Genomic DNA, 26078 nt, shown 5'->3' with positions numbered 1-26078 from the left:
AATCCTTTGAAAAATAGATCTTATGAAAAAAGTCTTCCAGGCACTGGCTGCCTTTCTGCTGATCATATGCGTTAGCGCACAATCGTCGCAGGCACAGTTAAAGAGATTTAGCATCGGTCCTTTTGTAGAAGCAGGTTTTCCAACAGGAGATTTCAGCAACACCCACAAAACCGGTTATGGTATTGGTCTTGGTGCAGATATCAAACTGGTGGCAGGGCTTACCGCAGTAGGGTCTATCGGCTTTATGTATTTCGGGGGTAAAACCATTAACAATGGCGGTAATCCGTACGATGTTCCTTCTGCCAAAGTGATTCCTATCCGTTTGGGGCTTCGTTACAAGTTGTTCTCTATCTTGTATGCGAAAGTGGAAGGCGGTACTGCCCAATTCACTGGCGACTATAACAACGGCGTAGGTGCACTGGTAGCTCCGGGTATTGGTATCCGTTTACTGGGGCTGGATGTGGAAGGTAAATATGAGGCTTGGTTTAAAGACGGTACCCAAGCATTCTGGGGATTAAAAGCAGGATATAACTTCTAGTTTTTCTCGCAAAGACGCAAAGCAGGCAAAGGCACAATAAATAGGTCATTTGCTGGCGCGACAATAATTATTCTAACAGGAATATATACACGAAGGAGCGGACTGATGTCCGCTCCTTCGTTGTTTTTACAATCTTTCTATGTTTGGTTGTTATTATTGTACGGTAACAGACCAGGATCTGTCGAACAGCTGGCCCGGATGAAGGGCATTGATACCTTCTTTTGCTGCCAGTTCGCTGGTAGTGTATACGTTATCTGCGATACCGCACCAGGGTTCTATACAAACGAAGTTGGCGTCTTTAGCGGACCAGATGCCCATATAAGGGAAGTCGTCGAATTGAACGGTAACGCCGTAGGAAGTGAGATCGCTCTTAATGCTGATCTGATTGGAGGCGAGGTGTTTAAAGACCAACGCGTCTTCATAAAATAATGATTTCTCCAATGGCAGTTTTTGCGTATTGTTCAATAGTGGCGTCGGCTCCATTTCTATCAGCCCTTTTTCTGAGAGGGGCCATCTGCCTGCATTCTCCGTATGACTGAAATGAAGATAGTAATCGGTAAATGAAGAGCCCTCTGCTACCGGCACTTTGAAAGCGGGATGTGCTCCTACGGAAAAATACATCATTTCATTACCGGTATTTTTCACATGATAGCTGACAGTGATTTTTGTATCTGTCAGTACATAGCGGATACTAAAGATAAAATGGAAAGGATAAACTTTCAGGGTCTCTTCTGTAGCCACCAGTGAGAACAACACGTTATCAGGACCTTGTTCCACTACGGTAAAATTCATATCCCTGGCGAATCCGTGGCGACCAAGCGTATATTCCTGACCGTTATAATGGTAGCTATTGTTTTTTAGTCCGCCTACTATAGGAAACAGGACTGGACTTTTTTTACCCCAGAAAGCGGGATCTCCGCTCCACATATATTCCAGGCTATTGTCGTTGCGTTTGATGCTTTGCAGTTCTGCGCCTTTCTCTGCAATATCAACGGTGAGTTTTTCATTGGAAAGCCGTATCATGACACAGTAATTTAATATTTTGTAGCGAAGATAATCTGTAAATTGCAATCATTCCAGAGAAATCTGAAACAGCTAAATTAAGCATTATGGAGTCATTAAAAGGAAAAAAAGCCCTGATAACAGGCGCTGGCAAAGGAATTGGAAAGGCAATCGCATTGGCGCTGGCGATAGAGGGAGTAGATGTTGCGTTGATGGGCCGTACAGCATCCACATTGGAAGAAGTGGCTGCAGCAGTGCGTAAACATGGTGTGAAAGCCGCTGTTGCTACTGCAAACGTGGGTAATTTGGAAGAGGTGGAAAATGCTATTGCGAGTCTGACTTCCGAACTGGGCCCTATTGATATACTGATTAACAATGCTGGTATTGCTGCTTTTGGCAGTTTCATGGAACTGAGTCCTGCTCAGTGGGAGGAGATCATCCAGGTAAATCTGTTGGGCGCATTTTATGTAACCCGTACGGTATTACCTTCCATGATAGAAAGAAAATCCGGGGATATCATCAATATTTCTTCCACTGCCGGGCAGCGTGGCGCACCGCTTACCAGTGCTTACAGCGCTTCTAAATTCGGATTGCTGGGTATGACAGAATCGCTGATGCTGGAAGTACGCAAGCACAATATCCGGGTGAGCGCGTTGACGCCTAGCACCATTGCCACCGACATGGCGAAGGAACTGCAACTGACAGATGGTAATCCTGATAAGGTAATGCAACCGGAAGACCTGGCCGAATTTGTGGTGGCACAGCTGAAACTGAATCGTCGGGTGGTGGTTAAATCTGCCGGACTGTGGTCTACCAATCCGTAATTATTTTCAATAGTTTATTTTCAATGGTTGGTTAGCATAGCTAACCAACCATTGTTATTTCGGTATGATGGGTCAGCCATTTATTGATAAAGAACAGTACGTCTTTGCTGTTCGGTTCGTTATGGAGTTCGTGATAACTGCCATTCCATTCCTTGTAGGTAATCAGCGCTGGTGGCGCACTGTCCGCAAATTTGCGGGAACCTTCCACGGCTGTTAGCGCATCGGCGTTGCCATGAATCAGCAGCGCAGGTACTTTCAGCTCTTTTGCATGGCGGAGGCACCATTGTCCGTTTCGCACCATATCTGCAGCCAGGCGCAGGCTCATCCTGTCGTGCCTCAGCGGATCTGCTTTGAACTTCTCTACTGCTGCCGGATCATGTGATATTTTATTTATATCCACGCCCTGACTAATACGAAGATCAGGGAATAGTTTAGCGCCCAGGTATAGGATTCCCCGCAGCAGCAGACCTGGCCGGCGGGCCACGATCAGGGCCGGAGCAGAGATGACTGCCGCCTCGATATCCGGTTGTCTCTTCAACAAAAATCCGGTTAGTATGCCCCCTCCCATACTATGCCCATACATGACTATCGGTTTACGAAAAGTGTCTTGTACATGTTGGAGGAAGTCCGCCAGGTAATCGAAGGTGAACTCAAAACCTTTGGACGCGCCACGGAGGCCGTCGCTAGCGCCATGTCCGTAATGATCGATACCAATGACCGCATAGCCTTTTTCAGTAAAATAGGTGGCTACATGATCATATCGGGCGATATGTTCGCCGATGCCGTGCACAATAATCATTACATACGAAAAAGCCGGGGGCGTCCATTGTATGCCATGGAAGCGGGTATTACGGGTAGACCAATAGAATTCGTTTGCCATCATAGGATGTTCGATTGATGTTGAGGAATAAGTTCTGGCAGAAAACGAAGATAAAGAATATCTTTAAGCCCAAAATCTGTAATTCAACCAACATGATCAAAGAGAGGACTACCGCTCCTGTGTATACCATTCCGTTGCGCTATCGGAAAATGGAAAACTTGCATATTGTTTTCTGGCTGCTGAAGGATGTGGCCTGGTGTATGATCTGGAAGCCGTTGGGTATAGCCATGATCTTTCCTACCCTGATTATTTCCCTGGTGATTGCGTGGCGTACACGCCAGTATGTGGCGGAGTTGTGTCATAATGTGGCTATCAGCTTATGGATTAGCGCTAACTCGTATTGGATGATTAGTGAGTTTTTTCATTTTGATGCTATGGTGATTTATGGGGAGATGACGTTCAAACATTTGGCTTTGATTCCTTTTGTGTCGGGGATTTTGATATTGGCTTTTTATTATTTGTGGTATCAGCCGAGGCATAAGGAGGAGGAGTCGGAAATGATTGAGGAATAGTTATTCCTGCATATTATTTTGGCAAAAACCGGAATTGACGTCTGCGACGTCAATTCCGGTTTTTGTTTTTATTCGTAGCCCCTGCCCTGCGGGCAGGGGCTACAGCCGGGCATTTAGGATTCTGTTTTATGTGGAAGATTTTTGATGCCTTGACGATGGTGTTTTTGTACACAGTGGCGGCTGGGTAGGATTTAAGAAGGAGCGTTTTGCGGGTGTTACGATTGTTTTTTTGTGTGTATAAAGTAAGCAAGTCAGCATTACAAAGGAAACGTTTAGGCGGCCTGTACGATGTTTTTTGTTTACACATTGGCAAATGGCAAGGGTTACAGGAGGAAACGTTTGAGCAGCCGGGACAGTGGCGTATTTGTATGCGCAAAGCCACGCACAGAAAGGGTTACAGGAGGAACGTTTTGAGGATGTTACGATTGTGTTTTTTTGTTTGCACAACGGCAGCTGGGCAGTTACAGAGGAAGTATTGGGGCGGTATTGAGATGCGTTTTTTGTGCGCACATTGGCGGATAGGAAGGATGACAGAAGGAAGCGTTTGGGCAGCCGGGACGATGGCATTTTTTGTATGCACAAAGGCACGCGCAGAAAGGGTTACAGTAGGAACGTTTTGAGGATGTTACGATTGTGTTTTTTTGTGTCCACAACGGATGCTGGGCAGTTACAGAGGAAGTATTGAGGCGGTATTGAGATGACTATTTTTCTGCGCACATTGGCGGATGGCAAGGGTTACAGGAGGAAGCGTTTGAACGGACTTTGTGATAGTATTTTTGTAGTCCCTACCGCTCGGCAGGGACTACAAAAAGGAGATTTTTGTTTTTCTTTTAGTGAGACGTTGTTATACAGCGTCTGAAAGGGAGGTAAAAGTAAAGTCGCGTATTTTCATTGGCGGCAGGAGCATTTCAGCGCCGGATTCGCCACTGACGGTACGTTCAGAGATCCCCAGTTCTTCCAGGTTATTGAGCATGATAATCGGGCTCTCATTGAAGCGGAAGTTTTTAACGGGATATTTGATTTCACCATTTTCGATATAGAAAGTTCCGTCGCGGGTAAGGCCTGTAAACAGCAGGGTTTGCGGGTCTACCTCGCGGATGTACCAAAGACGGGTTACCAGGATACCTTTTTCAGTAGACTTAATCAGTTCATCCAGGGTTTTGGAGCCACCGATCATAATGGCGCCATCCGGGGAAGGAACTGGTTTGGCCTTCTGTTTATCGGCCCAGTAGCGGGAATAATAGACGTTACTGATCACACCTTTATCGATCCAGGTGATTTTCGACTGAGGTCTGCCATCGCCGTTATAGGGAGATGTAGGCAGTTCAGGGTTCCATGGATCGGAGTAGATGGTAACGCGATCGTCTACCAGCTTCTCTCCTACTTTGGTTTTACCGCCTGGTTTACTGAGGAAGCTGCGCCCTTCATCGGCACTGCGGGCATCCATATTGAAGAAGATCTGTTCCAGCAATACGGCTGCTGCAGCAGGTTCCAGGATTACGGTATACTTTCCGGGTTCCAGCGCTTTCGCCCCTTTGGAGCCAGCGGCTTTCTTTGCAGCAATGGTAGTAGCGGACGTTACATCCAGTTTGGATACATCCGTAAAGCCTTTGCTGACATAGCCGGAGCCAGTACCATCCTGCGTACGGAGCGTTACGTTGAATTTCCCGCCGGTACTGGTGTTATACGCAAAGAGTCCGTTGGAGTTCATCATGGCACTGAAAGCGGTGGTGTTTTCCAGGAATCCCGCAGCGATGAGATCGTTGCGTCTGGAAACATCCAGGCTGGCAGCCACCAGGTCAGTACGCTTTTTTGGGTCAATAGCGGCCGTTTCCTGGACGAATCCTGCACCGGAAGGTCCATACTGCTGCGGGCCCAAATAAGGCATAAATTCCGGGTTTTCCGGGGCAAGTTTCGCCAGTTCCTCAGAACGGCGTACTACCTTTTCCAGGGAAGCGTCATCAAACTCATTGATGGTGGCTATTCCCTGACGTTTTCCGAAGGCAGAAGATACTGCCAGCTGACTGAAGAGATTACCTCCGCTGGTAGAAACGGCGTTACGGGCATAACGGATATTACCGCTATCGCTGCCGTATACGCTTACTTCGCATTGATCCGCTTTTGAGTAGGCAAGCACTTTTTTCAATAATGCCTGCGCTTCTTCTCTTGTAAGAATAGGCATAATTAAATTTTTCTGGCTGTGTTAATAACGTTTACTCCATTAAAACGGGCGGTGGAAGAGCCGTGTGATACTGCGCTTACCTGTTCTGGTTGTCCTTTTCCGTCGAAGAAGGAGCCACCGAGGCGGTAGTCGCGCTGATCAGCAATGGCCTTGCAGGAATTCCAGAACTCCTGCGTATTGCTCTGGTAGGCTACATCTTTCAGCATGCCTACTATTTGTCCGTTCTTAATCTCATAAAACATCTGGCCACCAAACTGGAAATTATACCGTTGCTGATCGATGGAGAAGGAGCCGTCTCCTACTATGAAGATACCTTTTTCGACATTTTTAATCATCTCTGCAGGCGTCAGTTGCTGTTTGCCTGGTTGCAGGGAGATATTTGGCATACGTTGGAACTGCACGTCGTTCCAGCTTTGAGAGTAGCAGCAGCCCTGGGAGTGATCCAGCCCGATGATATGTGCCTGATCGCGGATAGCCTGGTAGTTCACCAGTGTGCCGTCTTTGATGAGGTCCCATTCCTGGGTGGCTACTCCTTCATCGTCATAACCAACAGCGCCGAGGGAACCCGGTTGTCTTTTATCCGCTTTGATATTGACGATTGGGCTGCCGAAATTGAATTTCTTTGATTCCCATTTATCGAGTGTCAGGAAGCTGGTACCAGCGAAGTTGGCTTCATATCCCAGCACGCGATCCAGTTCAGTAGGGTGACCTACAGATTCGTGAATAGTGAGCCAGAGATGGGAAGGGTCCAGAATCAGGTCGTATTTTCCTGGTTCTACAGACTTCGCCTTCATTTTCTGTTGTACCTGTGCAGCACCCTGACGGGCGTCTTCCAACATGTCATAACGGTTACGATACAACGTAGTGACGCCATGGATTTTCTCAGACTCATCAGGCATGAGGTATTCGTAACCCATTCCTCTTGGGGCGCTGAGGGCCGCTCTGGTTTCGAATTTGCCGGTGGCAGCATCGATTTTTGTAATGCGGAAAGTAGGCCAGATACGGTGTATATCCTGATCGATATAGGAACCGTCTGAGCTGGCGAAATACTTCTGTTCATTGACGAGGAAGAGGAAGGAGCCGATGTAGTTGGCGCCGCCCTTCATTGCAGCATCATTGACAGAAAGGAGCAGGTCGGCTTTTTCCTTGATAGGCACTTCGAACGCGTTGCGTTTGATAGGCGCTTTCCAGCTTACTTCCCCGTAACCCTTTTGTGGGGCCAGTTCTACCGGGGTAGTCATGATACGGGAATTCTCCTTTGCGATAGCCACTGCCAGCGCGGCAGCTTTGGCGATACCGTCTTTGGTGAGATTGTCGGTGCTGGCGAAGCCCCAGCAGCCATTGGCCAATACGCGGATACCGATACCAAAGGATTCCGTGTTGACTACATTCTCTACTTTGTCTTCCCGCGTGATTACATATTGATTCAGATATCTGCCTATACGAACATCCGTATAGGTGGCGCCTTTACTGCGCGCGGCATTGAGGGCGATGTCGGCCATTTCCTTCTTTTTGGCCACATCCACCGAATACCAAGGGGTTTCAAGGGGGATAGCTTTCCCTACGAGGGGTATTTGGGATAACAGTCCCGCTCCTATCCCCATGCCTGTGAGATGTAGAAAATCTCTTCTTTTCATGGGTAAACATTTATGTGAATGACGACGAATGAGCAGTCATTATGTTACACAGCATCCGACAGGGACGTGAAGGTAAAGTCACGTATCTTCATTGGCGGAATGAGGTAACTCCGGTAGGATTCAATACTGATACTTCTTTCCGTCTTACCTAATGCTTCCACGTTGTTCAGCATGATCACCGGGCTTTCATTGAACCGGAGATTTTTAATAGGATGTTTAATTTTACCATTTTCGATATAGAAAGTTCCGTCGCGGGTGAGGCCGGTGAGCAACAGGGTTTGTTGGTCTACCATGCGGATATACCAGAGGCGGGAAACGAGGATACCTTTTTCAGTGGATTTAATCAGTTCTTCGAGGGAAGCGCTGCCGCCTTCCATGATAATATTGGTAGGCATTGAAACAGCCTGTACGCCTTTCTTCTGTGCCCAGAACCGAGAATAGGCCAGGTTTTTCACCATACCTTTATCAATCCAGGTAGTTTTGTTGACTGGCAGTCCATCACGGTTCCAGGTAGATGCGGGGAGGTCAGGATGGTACGGGTCGGAATAAATCGTTACTTTCTCATCCATCAGTTGTTCGCCAATACGATTGCCGCCACCGGGTTTGCTCATAAAGCTACGACCTTCGTCTGCACTACGTGCATCGAGTCCGCGGAACATATTCTCCAGCATATAGGTAGCTGCTACCGGTTCCAGGATAACGGTATATTTCCCCGGTTCGATAGCTTTCGCATCTGCGCTGCTATTAGCTTTCATGGCTGCGATACGGGTAGCCGCATCGGTGTCCAGTTTACGTACGTCATTGAAACCTCTTGCTGCAAAACCAGAACCGGTGCCGGCGGCATTGCGGGTAGTGATTGTAAATACAACATTGGTATCTGTATCGTAAGCAAACAAGCCTTTAGAGTTCATGATGGCATCGAAGCTGGTATTATTCTCGATGAATCCTGCCGCTTCCAGTTTTGCTTCTTTCGCTACGTTGATACTTTTTGCTACTGCCTCTGCACGGTCATCCGGCGTAATTTTCGCGGTGGCCTCTATGAAGGTAGGTGCGTCCTTGAAATCTGCCGGGCCATTCAGCGGCATATACTCAGGATTTTCCGGCGCCAGTTTCGCCAGTTCTTCTGCACGTTGAACGACACGTTTCAGCGCATCATCTGTAAATTCGTTGATGGTGGCTGTTCCGGAGCGTTTACCGAAAGAAGAGGTCACGCTGAGGGTAAGGGTGCTAATATCGCCAGCTGTGGAGATTGCATTTCGGGCATAGCGGATATTTCCGCCGTCTGACCCGCGGAGATTGACTTCGCATTCATCCGCTTTAGAGAAAGAGAGCACTTTTTGCATCAGTGCTTTCGCTGCTTCTTTATTTAAAATTGCCATTGTTGTCCGTTAGATTTTTCGTGCAGTGTTAATAACATTTACGCCATTGAATCGGGTGGTGGAACTACCGTGGGAAACCGCGTTGGATTGTCCTGGTTGTCCTTTACCATCGTTGAACGCGCCACCCAGTCTGTAATCGCTTTTATCTGCGATAGCGGCGCAACTGTTCCAGAATTCCTGGGTATTGGCCTGGTAGGCTACGTCTTTGATCATACCGGCGATTTTACCGTTTTTGATCTCGTAGAATACTTGTCCGCCGAACTGGAAGTTATAACGTTGCTGGTCGATACTGAAGGAGCCGTCGCCGATGATGTAGATACCTTTTTCTACATTTTTGATCATATCATCCACGCTCAGGGGATCTTTACCTGGCTGGAGGGAAACGTTCGGCATACGCTGGAACTGAACGTCTGCCCAGCTTTGTGCGTAGCAGCATCCTTGTGAGTGTTTCAGTCCGATGATATGTGCCTGATCGCGGATGGCCTGATAATTTACCAGTACGCCATCTTTGATGAGATCCCACTGACCGCATTGTACGCCTTCATCGTCATAACCTACGGCGCCGAGGGAGCCAGGTTGCAGTTTATCGGCTACTACGTTGACCAGTTTACTACCGAAATTGAATTTGCCGGATTTCCATTTGTCCAGCGTCAGGAAGCTGGTACCTGCATAGTTGGCTTCATAGCCCAGTACGCGGTCCAGTTCTGTAGGGTGCGCCACAGATTCGTGGATGGTCAGCCAGAGATGTGAAGGATCGAGGATGAGATCATATTTACCTGGTTGCACGGAGGGCGCTTTCAGTTTTTGTTCTACATCGATCGCTGCATTCCTGACATCTTCCAGCATATCGTATCTGTCGCGGTAACGTGTAATGATCCCCGTTACTTTATCCTGGGGTCTTGCGGAGAGGTATTCATAGCCCATTCCCACAGGGTTACCGAGGGATTTACGGGTTTCGAATTTACCGCTGGCGCGATCTATTTTGGTAACGTTGAAAGTCGGGAACAGGCGGTGTATATCCTGATCGATATACGAACCATCTGTAGACGCGAAATATTTCTGTTCATTGATGGCCAGGATGGCGGAGTTCACGAAGTTAACGCCTCCTTTGAGGGCAGCATCATTGACAGAGAGCAGCAGGTCTACCTTATCTTTTACCGGAACGGTAAAGGTATTAATTTCGATAGGCGTTTTCCAGCTAACTTCGCCATAACCCTGTTGGGGAGCGAGTTGTACTGGTTCTGCTTTTACCTTGCTGTTAGCTTTCGCTACGGCTACGGCGCGTTCTGCGGCTTTAGCTACTTCTTCTTTTGTCACGTTGTTGGTAGCGGCAAAGCCCCAGCAACCATTCGCGATGACGCGTATGCCTACACCGAAAGATTCTGTGTTGGCAATGTTCTGCACGCGCGTTTCGCGGGTAGTGACAAACTGGTTCAGGTACCTGCCGATGCGTACATCCGCATAGGTGGCGCCTTTCGCTTTGGCTGCATTCAGCGCAACATCGGCCAGCTGTTTCTTTACTTTCACATCGATTCCATCATTCAAAAAACGTGATGGATCAACAGGATTGCCGAAAGCGAACTTCGGCAGGGCGAGGGCACCCAGTCCCATAGCAGAGAGCTGGATAAAGTCTTTACGTTTCAAGCGGTTCTGTTGATTTGGTTAGATTTAGATTTCGTTGGTTCACAGGCCTGTACCACCAGACATAACACCTGTGTGTGATTACTCATGCAATACAAAAACCTATATATTTCTATCGTCGCCTAAGCTAATTTTTTTTATCTGTTTTTTATAACCGTTGATCACAATTTCTTTTCTATCCAAAGGATAATACAGGCTGCCAGAAAAGCTATTGCCCACCACCAGGAGGCAGGAGCGGCAAGTGACGACTCTGCGGCCTTATCTGCCACCACAGAGCGTTTACGTTGTAATTCCGGCCATTCATCCGGCCCGAAAATGTATTCGTTTATGGCGATGTTTTGGTATTTCAACAGCTGCCATCCATTTTTCCCTGGCCACCAGGTAGTTCGCCATTCGGCCGGGAGTAAAGGATGTTGGGCCAGCGGCAAGCGTGTCTCCCCTACATTTACTACTGTATCCAATAATGGTCCTGTATTTCTTAAAGTAATAGTCACTTCATTATTCACAGCCGCAAAAGCGGGGGCAAGCGTGATGGTAGTCTTAGGCTCCATACTTCGGGCAGCAGCACTGAGCAAGGTACTCCAGAACCGGCGGTAACGCATGGAATCGCCGCTGAGCTGCCAGGTATAGGTACTGTTGTTCCCCCACTCCAGTACTTTTCCCATACTCCGGTGGTGCATCACTGCCGAAGGTTTACCCATACTATCTTTTAACAGCACTTCTCCTGCGATTTGCGGCACCACTGTGTTACTATCGGGATGTAATAACAGCCCGATATCATGATGCTGCATATACTCCGTCAGCGTGGCCTTCTCTGTGGCTGTAAGGGCCTGCCTGTCGGCCACTACTACATCAAATTTATCCAGCAAGCCTGTTGTCAACGCATCCAGTGACACATTGCTCATATTATCAAAGCGGGTACTATATTGCCTGGCGGCCACCTGGCTGCGCATGGCTACCGCCATTCCCTGACTGGAGAGCCAGTCGGCCAGAAACCTGTTTTCTACATCCGGACTAGCCGCTACAAAGAGTACCCGTAAAGGTTGTACGGGAGCGACTTCCACAGGAACAGGCGCGGTACTGAGGGTATCTTTTCCTGCAAGAGCCATTACTTTTAGCAGCCCTGTTCCCAGAAATGGCGGAACCGTTTGCAGTCGGAAAGTAGTATCCTTACTTGCAGGAATGGTAATACTATCCAGCGTTTCTCCGGCAAAAGACAGATGAATTCGTATAGTCGATGACGTTGTATTATGATAACGCCCTGTAAAATGTACCGGCTGTAAGTATCCCAGATGCCGTTCCCAGTTGCAAGCGAGGAAACGCGGTGGAGCAACGATAGCTGCGCTTGGAGGTACAGGCGTCTGCTCCTCCTCCTTTTCTGCTGAATGCAGGGATATTCCTAGCATTGCGAGACTTACCACCGCCAGTATACTTACCAGTATGCGGCCCGTAAGGAAACGTTTATTTGTACGTCTGTATTCCTGCCAGAGTAACCATAGCAGTAGCAAAGCACCTACAGCGGCAATGATGTATGTACGATACTGGCTCATGGGTTGGCTGTCTTTTTAATATTTCTGAAATAATAATCCTGCAGCAATCCTGGTTGTTGCTGTGCCGGTTGCGGCATTACAGCGGGCGACAGGAGTTTCCACAATCCCTGTTGCGCCAGTACCGGATCTGTATGTTTGAACTGCCCTTGTACAATACGTTGCAGGGCCGCCATTGCATTCAGGTATTTACCAGGCTCACGGGAAGCTGCGGTGGTAAGTCTGGCCAACGACTGGCGTAAAACAGTAGCATTATTGTTGTTGGTTAATTGTTCGGGAGACACGTGGCCGTCTAATACGGCAATGCCTGCACGAATCACGGCATCAGGATCATTATAGTCCCTGATTTGTTTCATGACAGCCGGACTGATTTTATCCTGCTCACCGGTTAGTCTTTTCTCTGGTTTGAGCGGCGTTGTTTTGGTACCTGTTTTAGGCACAAAGGCCCTGGATTTTTGCTGTAAATCTTTTAGTAACCGTAATGCTTTATACTCATATGGAAGGGCCTCCTGCGGCTTATACAGACGTAATTGCAATTCTGCCTTCCACATTTCTGTGAGGGTAGCCTTCAGTTGTTTCTTAATTTCCGGATCGAAGAAAGTGGCATCTTCTGCATTATCATGTTTATCGGTGAACTCATCCAATATCTTGGCGGCGTTGCCGAAATCGGCCCCATTCTCTGTTTGATGGTCATGGTCGCCGTGATCGTGATCATGGTCTTCCACCCGGGGATCACCCACATTAGATTCAGATTCTTCACCGAGGAATTTGCCGTAGCGTAAACGGAGTAGTTTCTGATCAGTACCCAGTTCATTGCTTTTGCTGTTGAAACGGGTAGTACCCAGACTGTCCTTATCATGTATCAGCGCTTCTGTTTCCAGGATGATTTGTCGCTGACTACGGAAATATTCCGGTTTAATATTCACCGCATTTACCATCCCATCCAAACTGAACAAGGCAGCGGTATCTGGCAAAGTAACGATATAAACATCCGAGAGCGTTTGTTGCTGTCGGGTATCGGTAACGGCTATATGAAAATACAATTCATCTCTTGGTTTCATGCCCAAATTGGCCAGGTTCAATGTTTTGGAGGCATTCAACAGTTTTGGATGATCGGGCAGGCCCTGATCGAAAGCAAATTGCTGCTCCTTGAATTTCACTGCTTCTCCGCTTCCACTGGCGATAGTTGCCACAATGGCGGCCGATTTCAGGCCATAATCATCCGACAACTGCGCGTGGATATTCACCAATGGAGGACGGCCAAAATCAATCGTGGTATTAGGGGCAGGGCTGCTTACTTTGATCAGCGGCGGCTGATCAGGAATTAGCTGGAGTTGATAGAAGCCGGATAAGATACTATCCATTTTCACCTGATAAAAACCAGTATGGGTGATGCGTTTAGCCACATGCCAGGTGGTACCGCTACTATCCGGTATCATGCGCAATTGCGTACTGTCGCTGAATTGCAAGATAATGCTACCCGGAACAGCATGCGTATGTATTTCCCAGCGCACTTCCGAACTATCTTCCGTCGTGATATGGAAGGATGCCTGACTACGTGTAGCCAATCCCGTATAGGCCGGCGGAACTATTGTGATATTTACTTTTTGAATACCCGGAATCACCTTTTCAGTCAGCGTTGTAGGGAAAGTGGGCGCTGTACTGACGATATCATTACCTCTTCTGATTTGTATCACTACGCATAGGATTATTCCAATGATGCCAAAGAGGATAGTATACCAGACCGATTTGTAGAATGACAGCGGCAGTTTTAGTAGTTCCAGTCGCGGTGTAATTTTCGCAGCTTGCAACTGTTCCAGTAGGTTCCAGTCTGCTTCTTGTTTCAGCAGGATACCAGTACTGTCTTCCAATTCGGGGAATTCCTGGTTCAGCCAGATGGTTACTTCTGCTTTAGTAGGTAGTTTCCGAAGGAAGTAGGCTCCAAAGAGGAGCATGTATGCGAGTCCGGCCCATAGTCCGGGCATCCCCCACAGGAAATAGCCTATTAAGGCCACAGTGGCCGATTGTAATTCAATGGCCATGATGCGGAAGGAGATCCATCTCCCTCTGATCATTTCAATCCGTTGTCTTCCTCTTTGCTTATCCATTGGCCGGTGCTTTTTTGCTGCGCAGGGCCAGGAATCTTTCCAGCGCAAAGATGAGGAATAACATTATCCAACAGGCATCACTAAGATCCGTGGTGATAACGGGTTTAAACGTGTTGCCTGAAGTAGGCGCGGGAGTTCGCAATTGTTTTCCATCCAGTGCCCGCACATCGTGGATGCCGGCATCAGGAACAGGAAACAGCGCCTCCAGGAGCAGTTCCGGGAAGTGGCCGTTCCAGGTAAGGTTGGTCCATTCCGGGTGCAAATGGGTATAAAGCGTGTATACTTTGCCGTTAGTAGTTATTACGGGAGACCCGTAGCTGTCGCTTTGCAGTATGCTATCGTTTTGCTGCGAGTACGGAATGCGTTTGAAGAGTCTGATGTCTCCCAAAACTGCATCGGTAGGCACTTCTTTACCAGTAGCATATTTCAGTATCCGGGCTCCTCCCCTGATGGCAGGAACAGGATTGTCTGACAACCAGCAGATCCAGCTTGCCATGGTATCTATTTCTGCCAAATTGCGGACGGATTTTATTTGAAGGTTACTGCCCGTATATTGTTGTACTGCCTGGAGGCCTGCCAGCAGGAAAGCAGCGTCTTGCTGGTATTTATCGGTATAAATGATCACAGTGGTGTTGCTACTATCGCTAACGCCTACACGATCTGATGCGTACCAGATGCCGTGGGCATTGGCATGTCCTTTTATTTGAAGGCTGCTGTCATGGCTAATACTGTAGCGGTAGTGATTCCAGGTAAGCGTGGTATCTTTCGTATATACCTGCCAGTTAATGCGGAGGTGCAGGGAAGGTTTGTCTCCCTGAAATCTGTTATATGTTGCTTGCGAAAATACGTGCAGCGGAAAATCAGCAGGGACAAGGGTTTCCAGTTCCTTCAATAATTGCCAGTAACCGATGGTGCTGGTATCGCCGGAAGGCAGGTGTCGTATATTCACCCGGGGGAAGTTGGTATGAAAGCGATGTATATCGCAACCAGATTCCACCAGGGAGTCGATTGTTTTTTTGAAGTGCGGATAGGCGTCGTCTTCCAAAATTATCCATCCTCTGTGTTCGCGGCTGAAATTATTTTCCCACAGGGGATGCGCCAGCAGTAAGGCTGTCAGAATAATTAGCAGGCAACGTAGCAAGAGCAATAATAGTTCAGAGATACGTAGACTTCGTGCATGCCTTACCGTAGCTGATTTCAGCAGTTGTATACTTCCTATTTTAAGAATACGGCCAGGCTTACGATTCCACAGATGCAGGATAACCGGCACCGCGATGCCGGCAGTCAACAACAGCCATATGGGTTGCAGCAGGTGTAGCAAGTTATCTTCTCATTTTAGCACGCTGTAGCAGCACATCCCGGAGGGCAGTATCCAGGGGCTCCTGTAGCGATAATAATTTATAGTGGATTTGTTTTTCCATTAGGCGGTTGCTGATGCGGGTTGTAAAATTCCGCCAGGCAGCTGCATAAGTATCCGTGTCTACCTTACCATCCAGTTGCAGTATTTCTCCGGTCTCCAGGTCTTCCACTGCCTGATAGCCACCGAATTGTGCCTGCATTTCGTGGTTGCCGGCCAGATGAAAGGTCAGTACTTCGTGGCCCATTGCCGCCATAGATTCCAGTAATTTGAACATTTCTTCCTGCTGTTCATAGAAATCAGAGATAAAGATGATCAGCTTTCGGGTATGCGGACCGGAGAACATCAGATGTGGTTGGTGTGCTTCGCCAAATCGTCCTCCTGGCTGCAATTGTTCCAGCTGGTAGTAAAAGCGGGCCATATGTTGCGCTTCTCTGCGGGCTGTCAGCGATATCATTCCGGCCGACTGCATCACTGCGAGGCCGGTAGCATCTCCTTGCAAATGCGACAGGTAGCCCAATGCGGCCGCCAGATAGCGGGCATAGTCCATTTTGGAAACGCCGTCTTCTGTATGCTGCATGGAGTTACTCCCATCTACGATCAGTTGTATATCAATACTGGTTTCTATTTCCGACTGACGGACATAGTATCTGTCGGACCGCGCATACATTTTCCAATCCAGCCACCGCAGATCATCGCTTGGCTGATAGCTTCTGTACTGGCTGAATTCCAGTCCCACTCCTTTCATTCTGCTGGCATGCATACCTGTCAGGAAGCCATCTACAATGGCTTTAGCTGCCAGTGGCAGATCCTTGATAGCAAGAATGGTCTTAGGTGTCAGGAGTTTGCTCATGAAGTTAAGAAAGCACGGTTGCGGTTCTGGAAATTTTTTGCAGCAGCATATTGGTAACATCATCTGGCAGAATGCCTTCGGCTTCCGCCTTGAAGTTCATCAGTACCCGATGACGGAGCACAGGCAATGCCATCACTTTGATATCCTCCATGGTAACGGCAAAGCGCCCATTGAGCAAGGCAAAAGCTTTAGCGGTAAGGATCAGCGCCTGACCGGCCCGGGGACCGGCGCCCCATCTCACCCATTCTTTCACCTCATTGACATGTGTGGTCATAGGGCGGGTGGCTCTTACCAGCCGGCTTACATAACCGATCAATTCCGGATCGATGGCAACATCACGAACCAGCTGCTGGAGCTGGATGATATCTGAGGCATTGAGGACGGGTTGCACATTTGTTTTACGGCTACCGGTGGTACCTGCGAGGATTGCTGTTTCCTCCTGTTCTCCGGGATAACCGATCCGGATATATAGGAGGAACCTGTCCAATTGCGCTTCCGGCAGTGGATAGGTACCAGATTGCTCAATTGGATTTTGAGTAGCGAGGATAAAGAAAGGTTTATCCAGCGGGTAGGTTTGTCCTGCGTAGGTAACCTCAAACTCCTGCATCGCTTCCAGTAAAGCAGATTGTGTTTTGGGCGGCGTACGGTTTATTTCATCTGCCAGGATGAGATTGGCAAAGAGAGGTCCTTTATTGAATTTAAAGAATCGTTTTCCTGTGCTGTGATCTTCTTCCAGGACTTCCGTGCCGATGATATCCGTGGGCATCAGGTCCGGGGTGAACTGAATACGGCGGAAAGGCAGGTCCAGGGCTTGTGCGAGGGTACGAACCAGCAAGGTCTTGGCCAGTCCGGGCACACCTTCCAGTAAACAGTGACCACCGGCGAGCATTGTTACCAATACCTCGTCCAGTACTGTTTCCTGACCTACAATTACTTTTTTGATTTCCTGTCGGAGAACAGGAAGCTTTTGCAGCAGTTCCTGCAACAATTTCTCATTAAGCATCATACCATCGTTTAGCGAAGAAAGTGGTTGTGTATGAACACTAAAGTAACAACAATAGGTTTAAAATAATAACCGGTCATCATTAAATGCACCAGTTCATACCAATTACCTTCTGTTTTTTTCTAATAAGATAGAAATCTGCAATGATTTTTGATTCCTCTTTTTATTTTGATAACTTCCGGGTTGCAGGATACAACAAGCCAAAATTCATGCAGGGAAAAACTTTTACATTCGTACGACTGCGATATAAATCGGGCGACTGGGATACGGATCAGCGTATGCCTTCCAATATTCTTAATTCGCTGATAGAGTATACCACTATTCCTGTTACGATGCAGGAGAAGGTGATAGACCTCGGTAGTCCGGAGATTTTTCAATATCCGTTTTGCTATCTGAGTGGGCATAAGCTTGTGCAATTTGATAAGCAGGAGGCGGCGAATTTCAAGCAGTATGTACAGCATGGCGGGTTTGTGTTTGTGGATGACTGCAATCATGATATAGACGGGCTGTTTGCCCGATCTTTTGAAACGCAGATGACTGCTTTGTTTGGGCCTGCGGCTATGAAGAAGATTCCTAATACGCATCCTATTTACCGTTCCTTTTTTCAGTTTGAGAAGGGGCCTCCGAATACTTCCTTTGAGTTAAATGGCTGGGGGGATGATTTGGTGCATGAGTACCTGAAGGCGATTACTGTTAATGGGCGGATTGGTGTGCTGTATAGTAATAAAGACTATGGGTGTGAGTGGGATTATGATTTTAGGAATAAGCGATTTTTGGCGGAGGATAATACTAAGTTTGGGGTGAATATTGTCGTGTATGCGTTGCAGTGAGTTGCTTGGTAATTGCTCACGCGGATATTATTGAGATCAAAATCTGACATCTTCGATGTCAGATTTTGATCTCGGGGTTGGTTCCGCCCTGACGGGCGGGTGCTGCGCATGGCTGAAAATGCAGCGAATGGTTGTGCGCAGGGCTGCTGTAAATGCGGTAGTTCCGTTATCACAGCGGGTATGCGCACGGCGGAAAATGCAGCGAATGGTTGTGCGCAGGGTTGCTGAAAATGCGGTAGTTCCGTTATCACAGCGGGTGTGCGCGCGGCGGAAAATGCAGCCGGCGTTTTATGCTGACTGCGGATGCGCAGGGTTGTAACCCAATATTATTTTACAGAGAACTTATATACGGTAGTTTGTGAATAGGTATCTCCAGGTTTCAGAATTACGTTAGGGAAATCCGTTTCATTGGGAGAATCTGGGAAGTGTTGAGCTTCGAGGCAGAGCGCGCCATGTTGCGGATATTTTTTACCGTGATCTGTATGTTGGAGGGTACCATCCAGGAAGTTGCCGGAATAGAACTGGATACCAGGTTCGGTGGTAGCTACTTCCATGAAACGACCGGAATTAGGATCGTAGAGAGTGGCTACTGTTTCGAGGTCGCCATTTTTCTTATCGAGTACCCAGTTGTGGTCGAAGCCACCTTTCACGGAGGCGATGTCTTTACCTACAGCCTTAGGGGCGGTGAAATCCATCGGGGTGCCTTTTACAGACGCCAACTGGCCGGTAGGGATGAGTTTATCATTTACAGGCGTGTATTTGCTGGCTTTGAGCGACAGTTCATGATTCAGAATGGTGCTGTCCTGGCCTGCGGAAAGATTGAAGTAAGCGTGATTGGTCAGGTTGACGGGGGTAGGCTTGTCCGTCGTTGCTTTATAAGAGATACGAAGGGCATTATCTGGCGTCAGCGTATAAATTACGGTAGCGGTCAGGTTACCGGGATAACCTTCTTCCCCATCTTTACTGTTATAGACCAGTTGCAGAGCGCTATCTCCCGCTGGGGTAGCATTCCACACCACTTTATCGAAGCCTTTCATACCGCCGTGCAAGGTATTGCCATGATCATTAGCAGCGAGGGCGTATTCCTTGCCATCCAGTTTGAATTTAGCATTGGCAATCCTGTTGGCATATCTGCCGATGAGGGCGCCGAAATATGGTTGCCCATTTTGCTGGTAGCCAGCCAAGGTATCATAAGATAACACCACGTTACCCATATTGCCCTTTTTATCAGGCGTAATGATATCTGTGATAATACCTCCATAGTTGAGGATTTTCACCTGCATACCATTACTATTTTTCAGGGTGTACTGCATTACCTGCTGCCCATCGGATTCTCCGTAGACATGTGCCTGTTGTGTAGCCGTCATTGTATCTTTTTTAGTTTCTTTTTCCGCCTGCCCGGGGGTCGCATTATTATGACAGGAGGCCAGCAACGCGCTGGAAATCAAAAGGGTGGAGAGACCCTTGTAGTTCAATTCCATAACGTATTTAATTATTTTGTGAGAAAACAATAACTAAATATCGTGAATATACTTTTAAACGCAAACTGTACTGTCCTGCTTCATTGTTAATCATATGTTAGTCTGATATTGTAGCAGTTCCAGTAAAACGAGAATGACCGCCCCCCTGTTTATGGAACGCCATTCTCCTTTATAAATTACCTTATAGCTGTTTTAGACCACTTTTATCAACAAATACTGGCGCTTTCTTGGGGCCATTATACTTCGTGATAAACACCGCAGGCAAAGTCTGTACCTGTTGAAAATCGGACCAATAAGTACCACTGGCCGGATGCCCTTCAATGATTCCTCCTTTTGCATCAAATTCTACTGTATCATCATAGGAACGCTTCAGATAATAGACGGGAATGATATAACATCCATTAGGCCCTTTACCAAATAAAGCCCAATTCAACTTCGCTAATTCTTTTTTCCTGGCAGTACTATCTGCAAAGTAATAGTTACCTGAAAACACCACCTCCGTTGTTTTTCCCGTTTTCACCATGATAGTATAAAACAGGGACTTCCCCAAAGTATCATTGTCATTAGAACGGGCGCTAAGTATCCGGACTATCTTGTCATACTCGTTTTCAGCGGGGGATTTCTGTGCTGTACTGTATAGGGAGCAACCTAACAGAAATATAAAAATTGTAAATGTTCTCATATAAAATGGGTGGTTAGTCACTTAAATGACTTTACCAATATATGTAAATGAACTTATATATACAAGTAGGCGCTATTATGTTTGCTCAATTTTTTCACTATCTATTTTATCAAAGCCCGAGGGATTGTGATCGTCATCTAATTCGGCGGCAGCAATAGATGGAGCATATTTCCCTGTTGCATTAACTGACTGCTTCTCCAAAAGCAACCTACACTCTTGGAGCATTAAGCGCTGCAAGCAATTAACCTATTTCTCTTTTTTTCAAAACAGTATATTGCTAAAACGCAGTGGTAATCTAATTCTAAAAGCCATCAATGTATAACCTAAACGTATATACGAAAATAATCCACTTCACTTGCCACCAAGCAATATCATGTCTAAACAAGTATTTTCGTATATGCGTCTTATGGAGGCATAGTACACCATTTACAATCTATTTTATCACATAGATAGGATTCCGAAATTATTAATTTACTATAAAATCAGCCACAGCACTTAATTACAGCAGTATAAAATTTTCAAATTGATATTTTTTTTATCAATTTGACTAAAAAAAAATTGGATATATAAATTTCTTCTTTAACTTCGAACTGCTTATTTGATTTTAGTGATGTGAATTATTAAACACCCCCAAGAAATTTTTAACACCCTCAAAATTCTGAACTAAAGCATCATGATTAAAACAACTCTTTAATAAAAGATGATAGCTGAAAAACCATTCCTCGATTGTCATGTGTCTTGCTATAGACCTGTATTCCCCAATTGAATATGTAAGGAATTGTTTGTATTTACTGGGAACTTATGGCTTCCATAGGTCTCTGTATTGAGCTATTGTTTGCATGCACCACTCTGTCATGTCTCTTCGAGACAGTGACCTACTCATTCCCATGTTTTTATTATTTATTCATTTTTAAATTAAATCCAAATCCATGAAAAGAGCGATTCTATCAATGACTGTTGTTGCATTTGCGTTATTTTCAATGAAAGCGTCTGCACAAGTTTCTGCGACTGCGACTGCTAACGCTACAGCTTATGTTGTAACTCCTCTGACAATTACTACCGCTACACACATGAACTTCGGTCTGGTGGCTCCTTCTTCTGCTGCTGGTACCGTAGTACTGGGTACCGATGGTTCCCGCACTTTTGGCGGTGGCGCAACTCAGTTACCAGGAACTGGTACTGTATCCGCAGCTTCTTTCAATGTTGCCGGAGAACCTGGTTATACTTATGCTATTTCTCTGCCAGCAAGCGTATCACTGGCTAATGGTGGCAACACTATCGTTGTAGACAATTTCACTAGTAATCCTAGTGGTACTGGTCTGCTGACCGGCGGTGTACAAACACTTAATGTAGGTGCTACTCTGGAAGTGACTGCTAACATTGCCCCAGGTAACTACACCACTGCAACTCCATTCAATGTTACTGTAAACTATAATTAATCAGCTGTATCAGTAAAACCAGGGGCTTGCGCGTTGCGCAAGTTCCCCTGGTTTCTCTATATCATGTTATTAAAAGCTTAGACGATGAAATATTCAGCGCTTTTAACAAAGCAGCTTTTTTTTCTGCAACATAGATATGTTGTTTCATTCATTGTAGTCTGGTTGCTCATGTTCTTGGTTGCAGCAGACATTGTAAAGGCACAGGGAGATCTGATGATCTACCCCAAACGAGTTGTATTTGATGGCTCTAAAAGAGCCCAGGACCTCGGCCTCGCCAACACCGGAAAAGATACTGCCACTTACCTGATTTCTTTTATACAGATCAAAATGAATGAAGATGGCACTTTTGAAAACATTGAACGCCCTGATTCCGGTCAAAATTTTGCCAGTAATTACCTGCGTGTATTCCCTCGTACTATCACCATTGCTCCCAAAGAATCACAAGCAGTAAAATTACAAGTGATCAATTCAGGTAACCTGCCTCCGGGTGAATATCGCTCCCATATTTATTTTCGCTCAGTACCTCTTCCTGTAGCCGCTGGAGAGAAAGAAACCATTACAGATACTACCAGTGTATCCGTGAAACTTGTCCCGGTTTTTGGTATCACAATTCCGGTTATTATCCGGATAGGAGAAGATTCTACCACTGCTACCATTTCAGATGTAGGCATTGATTTCATAGATCCAGTGAAGCCTCAGGCTGTGATGTTCCTGAACAGAAAAGGAAATATGTCTGTTTACGGCGACCTGACGATAGATTACATTTCAGCAACCGGACAAAAAACCCGCGCTGCAGCCATTAAAGGTGTGGCCGTATATACGCCTTTGAACAGAAGAAAAGTCAGGATAGACCTGGCACCTTCTGCAAAAATAGATTATCACCAGGGTAGATTGGAAGTGAATTATGAATCATCTGGTGGAAAATCCCCTGGCGCCATTGCTAAACAGGAACTTGTCTTGAAATGAATAATAACAGGTTATCTATGATAATCTATATGAAAAATAAACTTGCGATTTTATCAGTTATCAACAGTATGCTGTTAATGTCGCATTGCCTTCCGGCAAAGGCCCAGGTTTCACTTACAACGATGCAGTCCCTAAGTTTTGGGACTTTTTGCATAGGCCCCGCCGGAGGAACTATTTCAATATCACCGGCAGATCATTTCATCGTGACCGGTGATATTATCCCAATTGGTAAAGGTATCATCGGAAGCCCCATCATTATTGAAATGGAGGCTCCCATTGGTACTAAAGTGACTCTTCTGGAAACTAAAAGTCTGTTAAGAGGAAATAACGGTAATACCATGACACTACGACTGAATGGAACGGACCCCGCTACTCCCTTTATAACCCGGCAAACCAGGACCAGCATCAGTATTGGAGCGACCCTGAATGTTTCTGGTGCAGGAAGCTTACCGGCTGGAAAATATGATGGCCAGTTATTCATTACTTTTTTAGCAGGAGAATAACCCCTTATTGATAGAAACGGTAATCAAAACAACCAGTGAAAGGCCCATTTCATAAAGGTATTGCAGTGCTATGGAGTCTGATCTTCCTGACACTAATCATAACAGGAGTTTCCAAATCTTGCTATGCGCAACAACCAATGGAAGACGACGAAGTAAGTGTGACATTGAGATCGAAAGAAATCGGACTAATGGATATACCTGTTATCATTCGGAACCAGGAAGTTTATCTATCTATGTCCGAAGTTTTTAATTTCCTGAAAATTAAGAATACCCTGTCTGATCACCAAGACACCCTATCTGGGTTTCTCATGAATCAACAGGATATATTTTTGATCGATAAAACAGGTCATATTATGTACAGGGAAAAGAGAACAGACCTTACAGCACAAGACCTGATCAGCAATGCTTCCGGATTTTATCTGAAAGCTTGCCACTGGGGGAAAATATTCGGACTGAACTGCGAGTTCAAATTCAGAGACCTATGCATTGATCTGACCACTCAATTAGATCTCCCGGTAATCAAAGAAATGAGACAACAAATGGTTCGGGATAGAATCAACCGACTAAAAGGTGTCGTCAAAGTGGATAGTACCATCGGCAGAAAATTTGTAGGATGTAATATCACAGTAGCCGACTGGTCCATCAATGCGACACAGCAACAACAAGGCGAAAATAACCTGGCCCTTAACTTAGCCCTCGGAGGAACAGTAGCCGGTGGCGAAACCAATATGCTGATAAACTATACCAATAGCCGGCAATTTGATATCCGTAATCAACAATTCACCTGGCGCTACGCCAATAATGATAATCCGGTTGTAAGGCAGGTGATCGCTGGAAGAGTCTATACCCCTACCATCGCTTCTGTCCTGTTTCCATTAGCTGGTATACAGATTTCCAATACGCCTACATTTAACAGAACTACTTTCGGCACTTATCATCTGACCGATTTTACCGAACCAGGATGGAAAGTAGAACTCTATATTAATGATGTGTTGTTTGACTACCAACAAGCAGATGCTTCCGGGTTTTATAGTTTCAACGTTCCCATTCTATATGGCAATACCAGAATGCTGCTCCGATTTTATGGGCCTTGGGGAGAAGAACGCTCCCACCAAAAAGATATTACCGTACCCTTTAACTTGCTTCCCGCTAAGAAATTCGACTATTCACTGACAGGAGGTATAGAACTGGACTCTGTTAATAGCCGCTTTGCATCTGCAAGGTTGCATTATGGACTTACACAGAAATTTACAATTGGAGGTGGAGTGGAATATCTATCGGCTGTGCCTAACGGTAATGCCATCCCTTTTTTAAATGCATCCTGGAGATTATTTGGGAATGTGATACTCAGTAGTGAATACGCCTGGCAAGTGAGATCGAAAACATCTCTCTTCTGGAGATCCAGATCAGATATAGAAATAGAACTGATGTACCAGCGTTATCAAAAAGATCAACAAGCAGTGATATATAACTATCAGGAAGAACGTAAAGCCTCTTTCCTGGTGCCGATCAGAAGAGAGCGCTTTTCTATACTATCCAAACTTACAATAGATAATATTACAATGCCCACACAGCAAGGATTAGGTGAATTTAAGCGCGATATACCACCCATTAAGTTTACCACAACAGAATGGATCTGCTCCGGAAATATAGGGCATGTTAATGCGAACCTAACTACTTTCTGCAGTATTAGAGAAGGGTATAAAACATTGGCCTATACTAATATTTCGCAAACATACCATCTGTTCAGAAAGATGTTCTTTACTCCCCGAATCCAATACGCTTATGATAGAAATCAGATTACCAGTGCAAAAATAGAACTGGAAAAACCACTGGTGGGCCGCGGATTCATTCGCCTAACATTTGAAAGGGATGTTTTTGATAAACAGATTACCACGGGAATAATGCTGCGCTACGATCTTTCCTTCGCCAAAACGGGCTTTAGTACCAATATTTCCGGTGGAAGGTCTTCCGTCTCACAATCTGCAGGCGGTAGCTTTTTGTTCGACAAAAACAGTAATTACCTATCGGCAAACAACATGAGCAGCGTGGGGAGAGCACAACTTGTTGTACAGGCTTTCCTGGACCTCAATGGAAATGGACAAAAAGATCCCGGAGAACCCAAAGTAGACGGAGTAGTACCTCAAATATATGGAGGGATTCCAAAATATGAACCGGAAGATACCTTGTTCCGGATATTTAACCTGGAACCCTATAAAACCTACACCATTTCTGTCAATCCGGATGGCCTTAATTCTATCTCCTGGAAAATTAAAAATCCCACTTTCAATGTACAGGCCCTTCCCAATCAGTTTAAGTTGGTAGAAATTCCTATCAATGTAATGGGAGAAGTGGCTGGCACGATAAAAAACAATAATGAACAAGGGCAAAGCAGAATTAAAGTAAATGTATTTAATGCAGCCTCCAAACAAGTAGCATCCGTACTCTCAGAAGGGGACGGCTACTTCACTTATTTGGGATTATCACCAGGAATTTATACCGTTAGCGTGGATACAGTACAACTAAAACGTCTCAACATGAAGGCAACACCTGCTACGTTGACCATTAAGATAAAACGTAGTATAGAAGGTGATGTGGCAGACGGATTGTCATTTATACTCACTTCACTGGATGGTGAAGCAACACGGAATACACCTACAAAAGATATTAATACAAAATCCTCAGAATTCACCCAGGAAAAACACTAACTCTTT

The 26078-nt window shown here is 46.1% G+C and carries 21 protein-coding genes; 8 read left to right on the top strand and 13 right to left on the bottom strand.

The genetic code is table 11. The annotated features are described in order from the left end of the window. Positions 1 to 22 precede the first annotated feature (22 nt). Positions 23 to 538 (top strand): outer membrane beta-barrel protein, encoded by a 516-nt coding sequence (locus tag CLV59_RS13610; protein WP_111592593.1) that lies wholly within the window; start codon positions 23 to 25, stop codon positions 536 to 538. A gap of 153 nt (positions 539 to 691) precedes the next feature. On the opposite strand, the gene CLV59_RS13605 is transcribed toward CLV59_RS13610, so the two are convergent. Next, the gene (locus CLV59_RS13605) at positions 692 to 1561 is read right to left on the bottom strand and encodes an aldose 1-epimerase family protein (RefSeq protein ID WP_111592592.1); all 870 of its coding nucleotides are present in this window, start codon (positions 1559 to 1561) and stop codon (positions 692 to 694) included. 86 nt (positions 1562 to 1647) lie between these two features. On the opposite strand from CLV59_RS13605, the gene CLV59_RS13600 reads away from it, so the two are divergent. Then, positions 1648 to 2364 (top strand): 3-ketoacyl-ACP reductase, encoded by a 717-nt coding sequence (locus tag CLV59_RS13600; RefSeq protein ID WP_211323850.1) that lies wholly within the window; start codon positions 1648 to 1650, stop codon positions 2362 to 2364. Positions 2365 to 2404: 40 nt separating this feature from the next. Here the strand turns inward: CLV59_RS13600 and CLV59_RS13595 are convergent, their stop codons facing one another. Further along, the gene (locus tag CLV59_RS13595; protein WP_111592590.1) at positions 2405 to 3247 is read right to left on the bottom strand and encodes an alpha/beta hydrolase; all 843 of its coding nucleotides are present in this window, start codon (positions 3245 to 3247) and stop codon (positions 2405 to 2407) included. 89 nt (positions 3248 to 3336) lie between these two features. Here CLV59_RS13595 and CLV59_RS13590 point away from each other — a divergent pair, with 89 nt between their 5' ends. Next, complete coding sequence (locus tag CLV59_RS13590) at positions 3337 to 3756, top strand: hypothetical protein (protein WP_245950864.1); 420 nt, start codon at positions 3337 to 3339, stop codon at positions 3754 to 3756. A gap of 844 nt (positions 3757 to 4600) precedes the next feature. Here the strand turns inward: CLV59_RS13590 and CLV59_RS13580 are convergent. The 9 genes from CLV59_RS13580 to CLV59_RS13540 all read right to left on the bottom strand — a co-directional run bounded on the left by CLV59_RS13580 (position 4601) and on the right by CLV59_RS13540 (position 17466). Then, complete coding sequence (locus tag CLV59_RS13580; RefSeq protein ID WP_111592588.1) at positions 4601 to 5938, bottom strand: TldD/PmbA family protein; 1338 nt, start codon at positions 5936 to 5938, stop codon at positions 4601 to 4603. Between the two features lie 2 nt (positions 5939 to 5940). Beyond that, the gene (locus CLV59_RS13575; RefSeq protein ID WP_111592587.1) at positions 5941 to 7575 is read right to left on the bottom strand and encodes a TldD/PmbA family protein; all 1635 of its coding nucleotides are present in this window, start codon (positions 7573 to 7575) and stop codon (positions 5941 to 5943) included. 44 nt (positions 7576 to 7619) lie between these two features. Continuing rightward, a complete protein-coding gene (locus tag CLV59_RS13570) occupies positions 7620 to 8954 on the bottom strand; it encodes a TldD/PmbA family protein (protein WP_111592586.1) in 1335 nt (444 codons plus the stop codon). A 9-nt stretch (positions 8955 to 8963) separates the two neighbouring features. Beyond that, on the bottom strand, positions 8964 to 10598 hold the full coding sequence (locus CLV59_RS13565; protein ID WP_211323848.1) for a TldD/PmbA family protein: 1635 nt from the start codon (positions 10596 to 10598) through the stop codon (positions 8964 to 8966). 158 nt (positions 10599 to 10756) lie between these two features. Then, positions 10757 to 12145, bottom strand: coding sequence for a hypothetical protein (locus CLV59_RS13560; RefSeq protein WP_111592585.1), 1389 nt, complete (start codon positions 12143 to 12145; stop codon positions 10757 to 10759). Next, positions 12142 to 14250 (bottom strand): DUF4175 family protein, encoded by a 2109-nt coding sequence (locus CLV59_RS13555; RefSeq protein WP_111592584.1) that lies wholly within the window; start codon positions 14248 to 14250, stop codon positions 12142 to 12144. The genes CLV59_RS13560 and CLV59_RS13555 overlap by 4 nt, the downstream gene beginning before the upstream one ends. Further along, the gene (locus CLV59_RS13550) at positions 14243 to 15571 is read right to left on the bottom strand and encodes a BatA domain-containing protein (RefSeq protein ID WP_111592583.1); all 1329 of its coding nucleotides are present in this window, start codon (positions 15569 to 15571) and stop codon (positions 14243 to 14245) included. The genes CLV59_RS13555 and CLV59_RS13550 overlap by 8 nt, the downstream gene beginning before the upstream one ends. Position 15572: 1 nt before the next feature. Further along, positions 15573 to 16460, bottom strand: a complete 888-nt coding sequence (locus CLV59_RS13545) for a DUF58 domain-containing protein (protein WP_170137746.1) — start codon at positions 16458 to 16460, stop codon at positions 15573 to 15575. A 4-nt stretch (positions 16461 to 16464) separates the two neighbouring features. Continuing rightward, entirely contained in the window at positions 16465 to 17466 is a 1002-nt protein-coding gene (locus CLV59_RS13540) for an AAA family ATPase (RefSeq protein WP_111592581.1), read from the bottom strand. A 206-nt stretch (positions 17467 to 17672) separates the two neighbouring features. Between CLV59_RS13540 and CLV59_RS13535 the strand changes: the two genes are divergently transcribed. After that, positions 17673 to 18293, top strand: a complete 621-nt coding sequence (locus tag CLV59_RS13535; protein WP_111592910.1) for a DUF4159 domain-containing protein — start codon at positions 17673 to 17675, stop codon at positions 18291 to 18293. A gap of 326 nt (positions 18294 to 18619) precedes the next feature. On the opposite strand, the gene CLV59_RS13525 is transcribed toward CLV59_RS13535, so the two are convergent. Both CLV59_RS13525 and CLV59_RS13520 read right to left on the bottom strand, forming a co-directional pair. After that, complete coding sequence (locus tag CLV59_RS13525) at positions 18620 to 19774, bottom strand: aldose epimerase family protein (RefSeq protein WP_111592579.1); 1155 nt, start codon at positions 19772 to 19774, stop codon at positions 18620 to 18622. 181 nt (positions 19775 to 19955) lie between these two features. Further along, positions 19956 to 20456 carry a hypothetical protein gene (locus CLV59_RS13520; protein ID WP_111592578.1) on the bottom strand — a complete coding sequence of 167 codons (501 nt, stop codon included), beginning with the start codon at positions 20454 to 20456 and terminating at the stop codon, positions 19956 to 19958. Between the two features lie 929 nt (positions 20457 to 21385). Between CLV59_RS13520 and CLV59_RS13515 the strand changes: the two genes are divergently transcribed. The 4 genes from CLV59_RS13515 (at position 21386) to CLV59_RS13500 (ending at position 26072) form a co-directional block, all read left to right on the top strand. Then, entirely contained in the window at positions 21386 to 21895 is a 510-nt protein-coding gene (locus tag CLV59_RS13515) for a DUF4402 domain-containing protein (RefSeq protein WP_111592577.1), read from the top strand. A gap of 168 nt (positions 21896 to 22063) precedes the next feature. Next, positions 22064 to 22861, top strand: coding sequence for a fimbrial biogenesis chaperone (locus CLV59_RS13510; RefSeq protein WP_146616194.1), 798 nt, complete (start codon positions 22064 to 22066; stop codon positions 22859 to 22861). A gap of 29 nt (positions 22862 to 22890) precedes the next feature. Next, positions 22891 to 23364, top strand: a complete 474-nt coding sequence (locus tag CLV59_RS13505; protein WP_170137745.1) for a DUF4402 domain-containing protein — start codon at positions 22891 to 22893, stop codon at positions 23362 to 23364. Positions 23365 to 23399: 35 nt separating this feature from the next. Continuing rightward, positions 23400 to 26072, top strand: a complete 2673-nt coding sequence (locus CLV59_RS13500) for a carboxypeptidase-like regulatory domain-containing protein (protein WP_111592574.1) — start codon at positions 23400 to 23402, stop codon at positions 26070 to 26072. Positions 26073 to 26078: the final 6 nt, after the last annotated feature.

This window comes from Chitinophaga dinghuensis (assembly GCF_003259435.1).
GTDB lineage: Bacteria > Bacteroidota > Bacteroidia > Chitinophagales > Chitinophagaceae > Chitinophaga > Chitinophaga dinghuensis.
The sequence above is the reverse complement of the archived record's forward strand: the minus strand, read 5'-3'. Positions and strand labels throughout refer to the sequence as shown.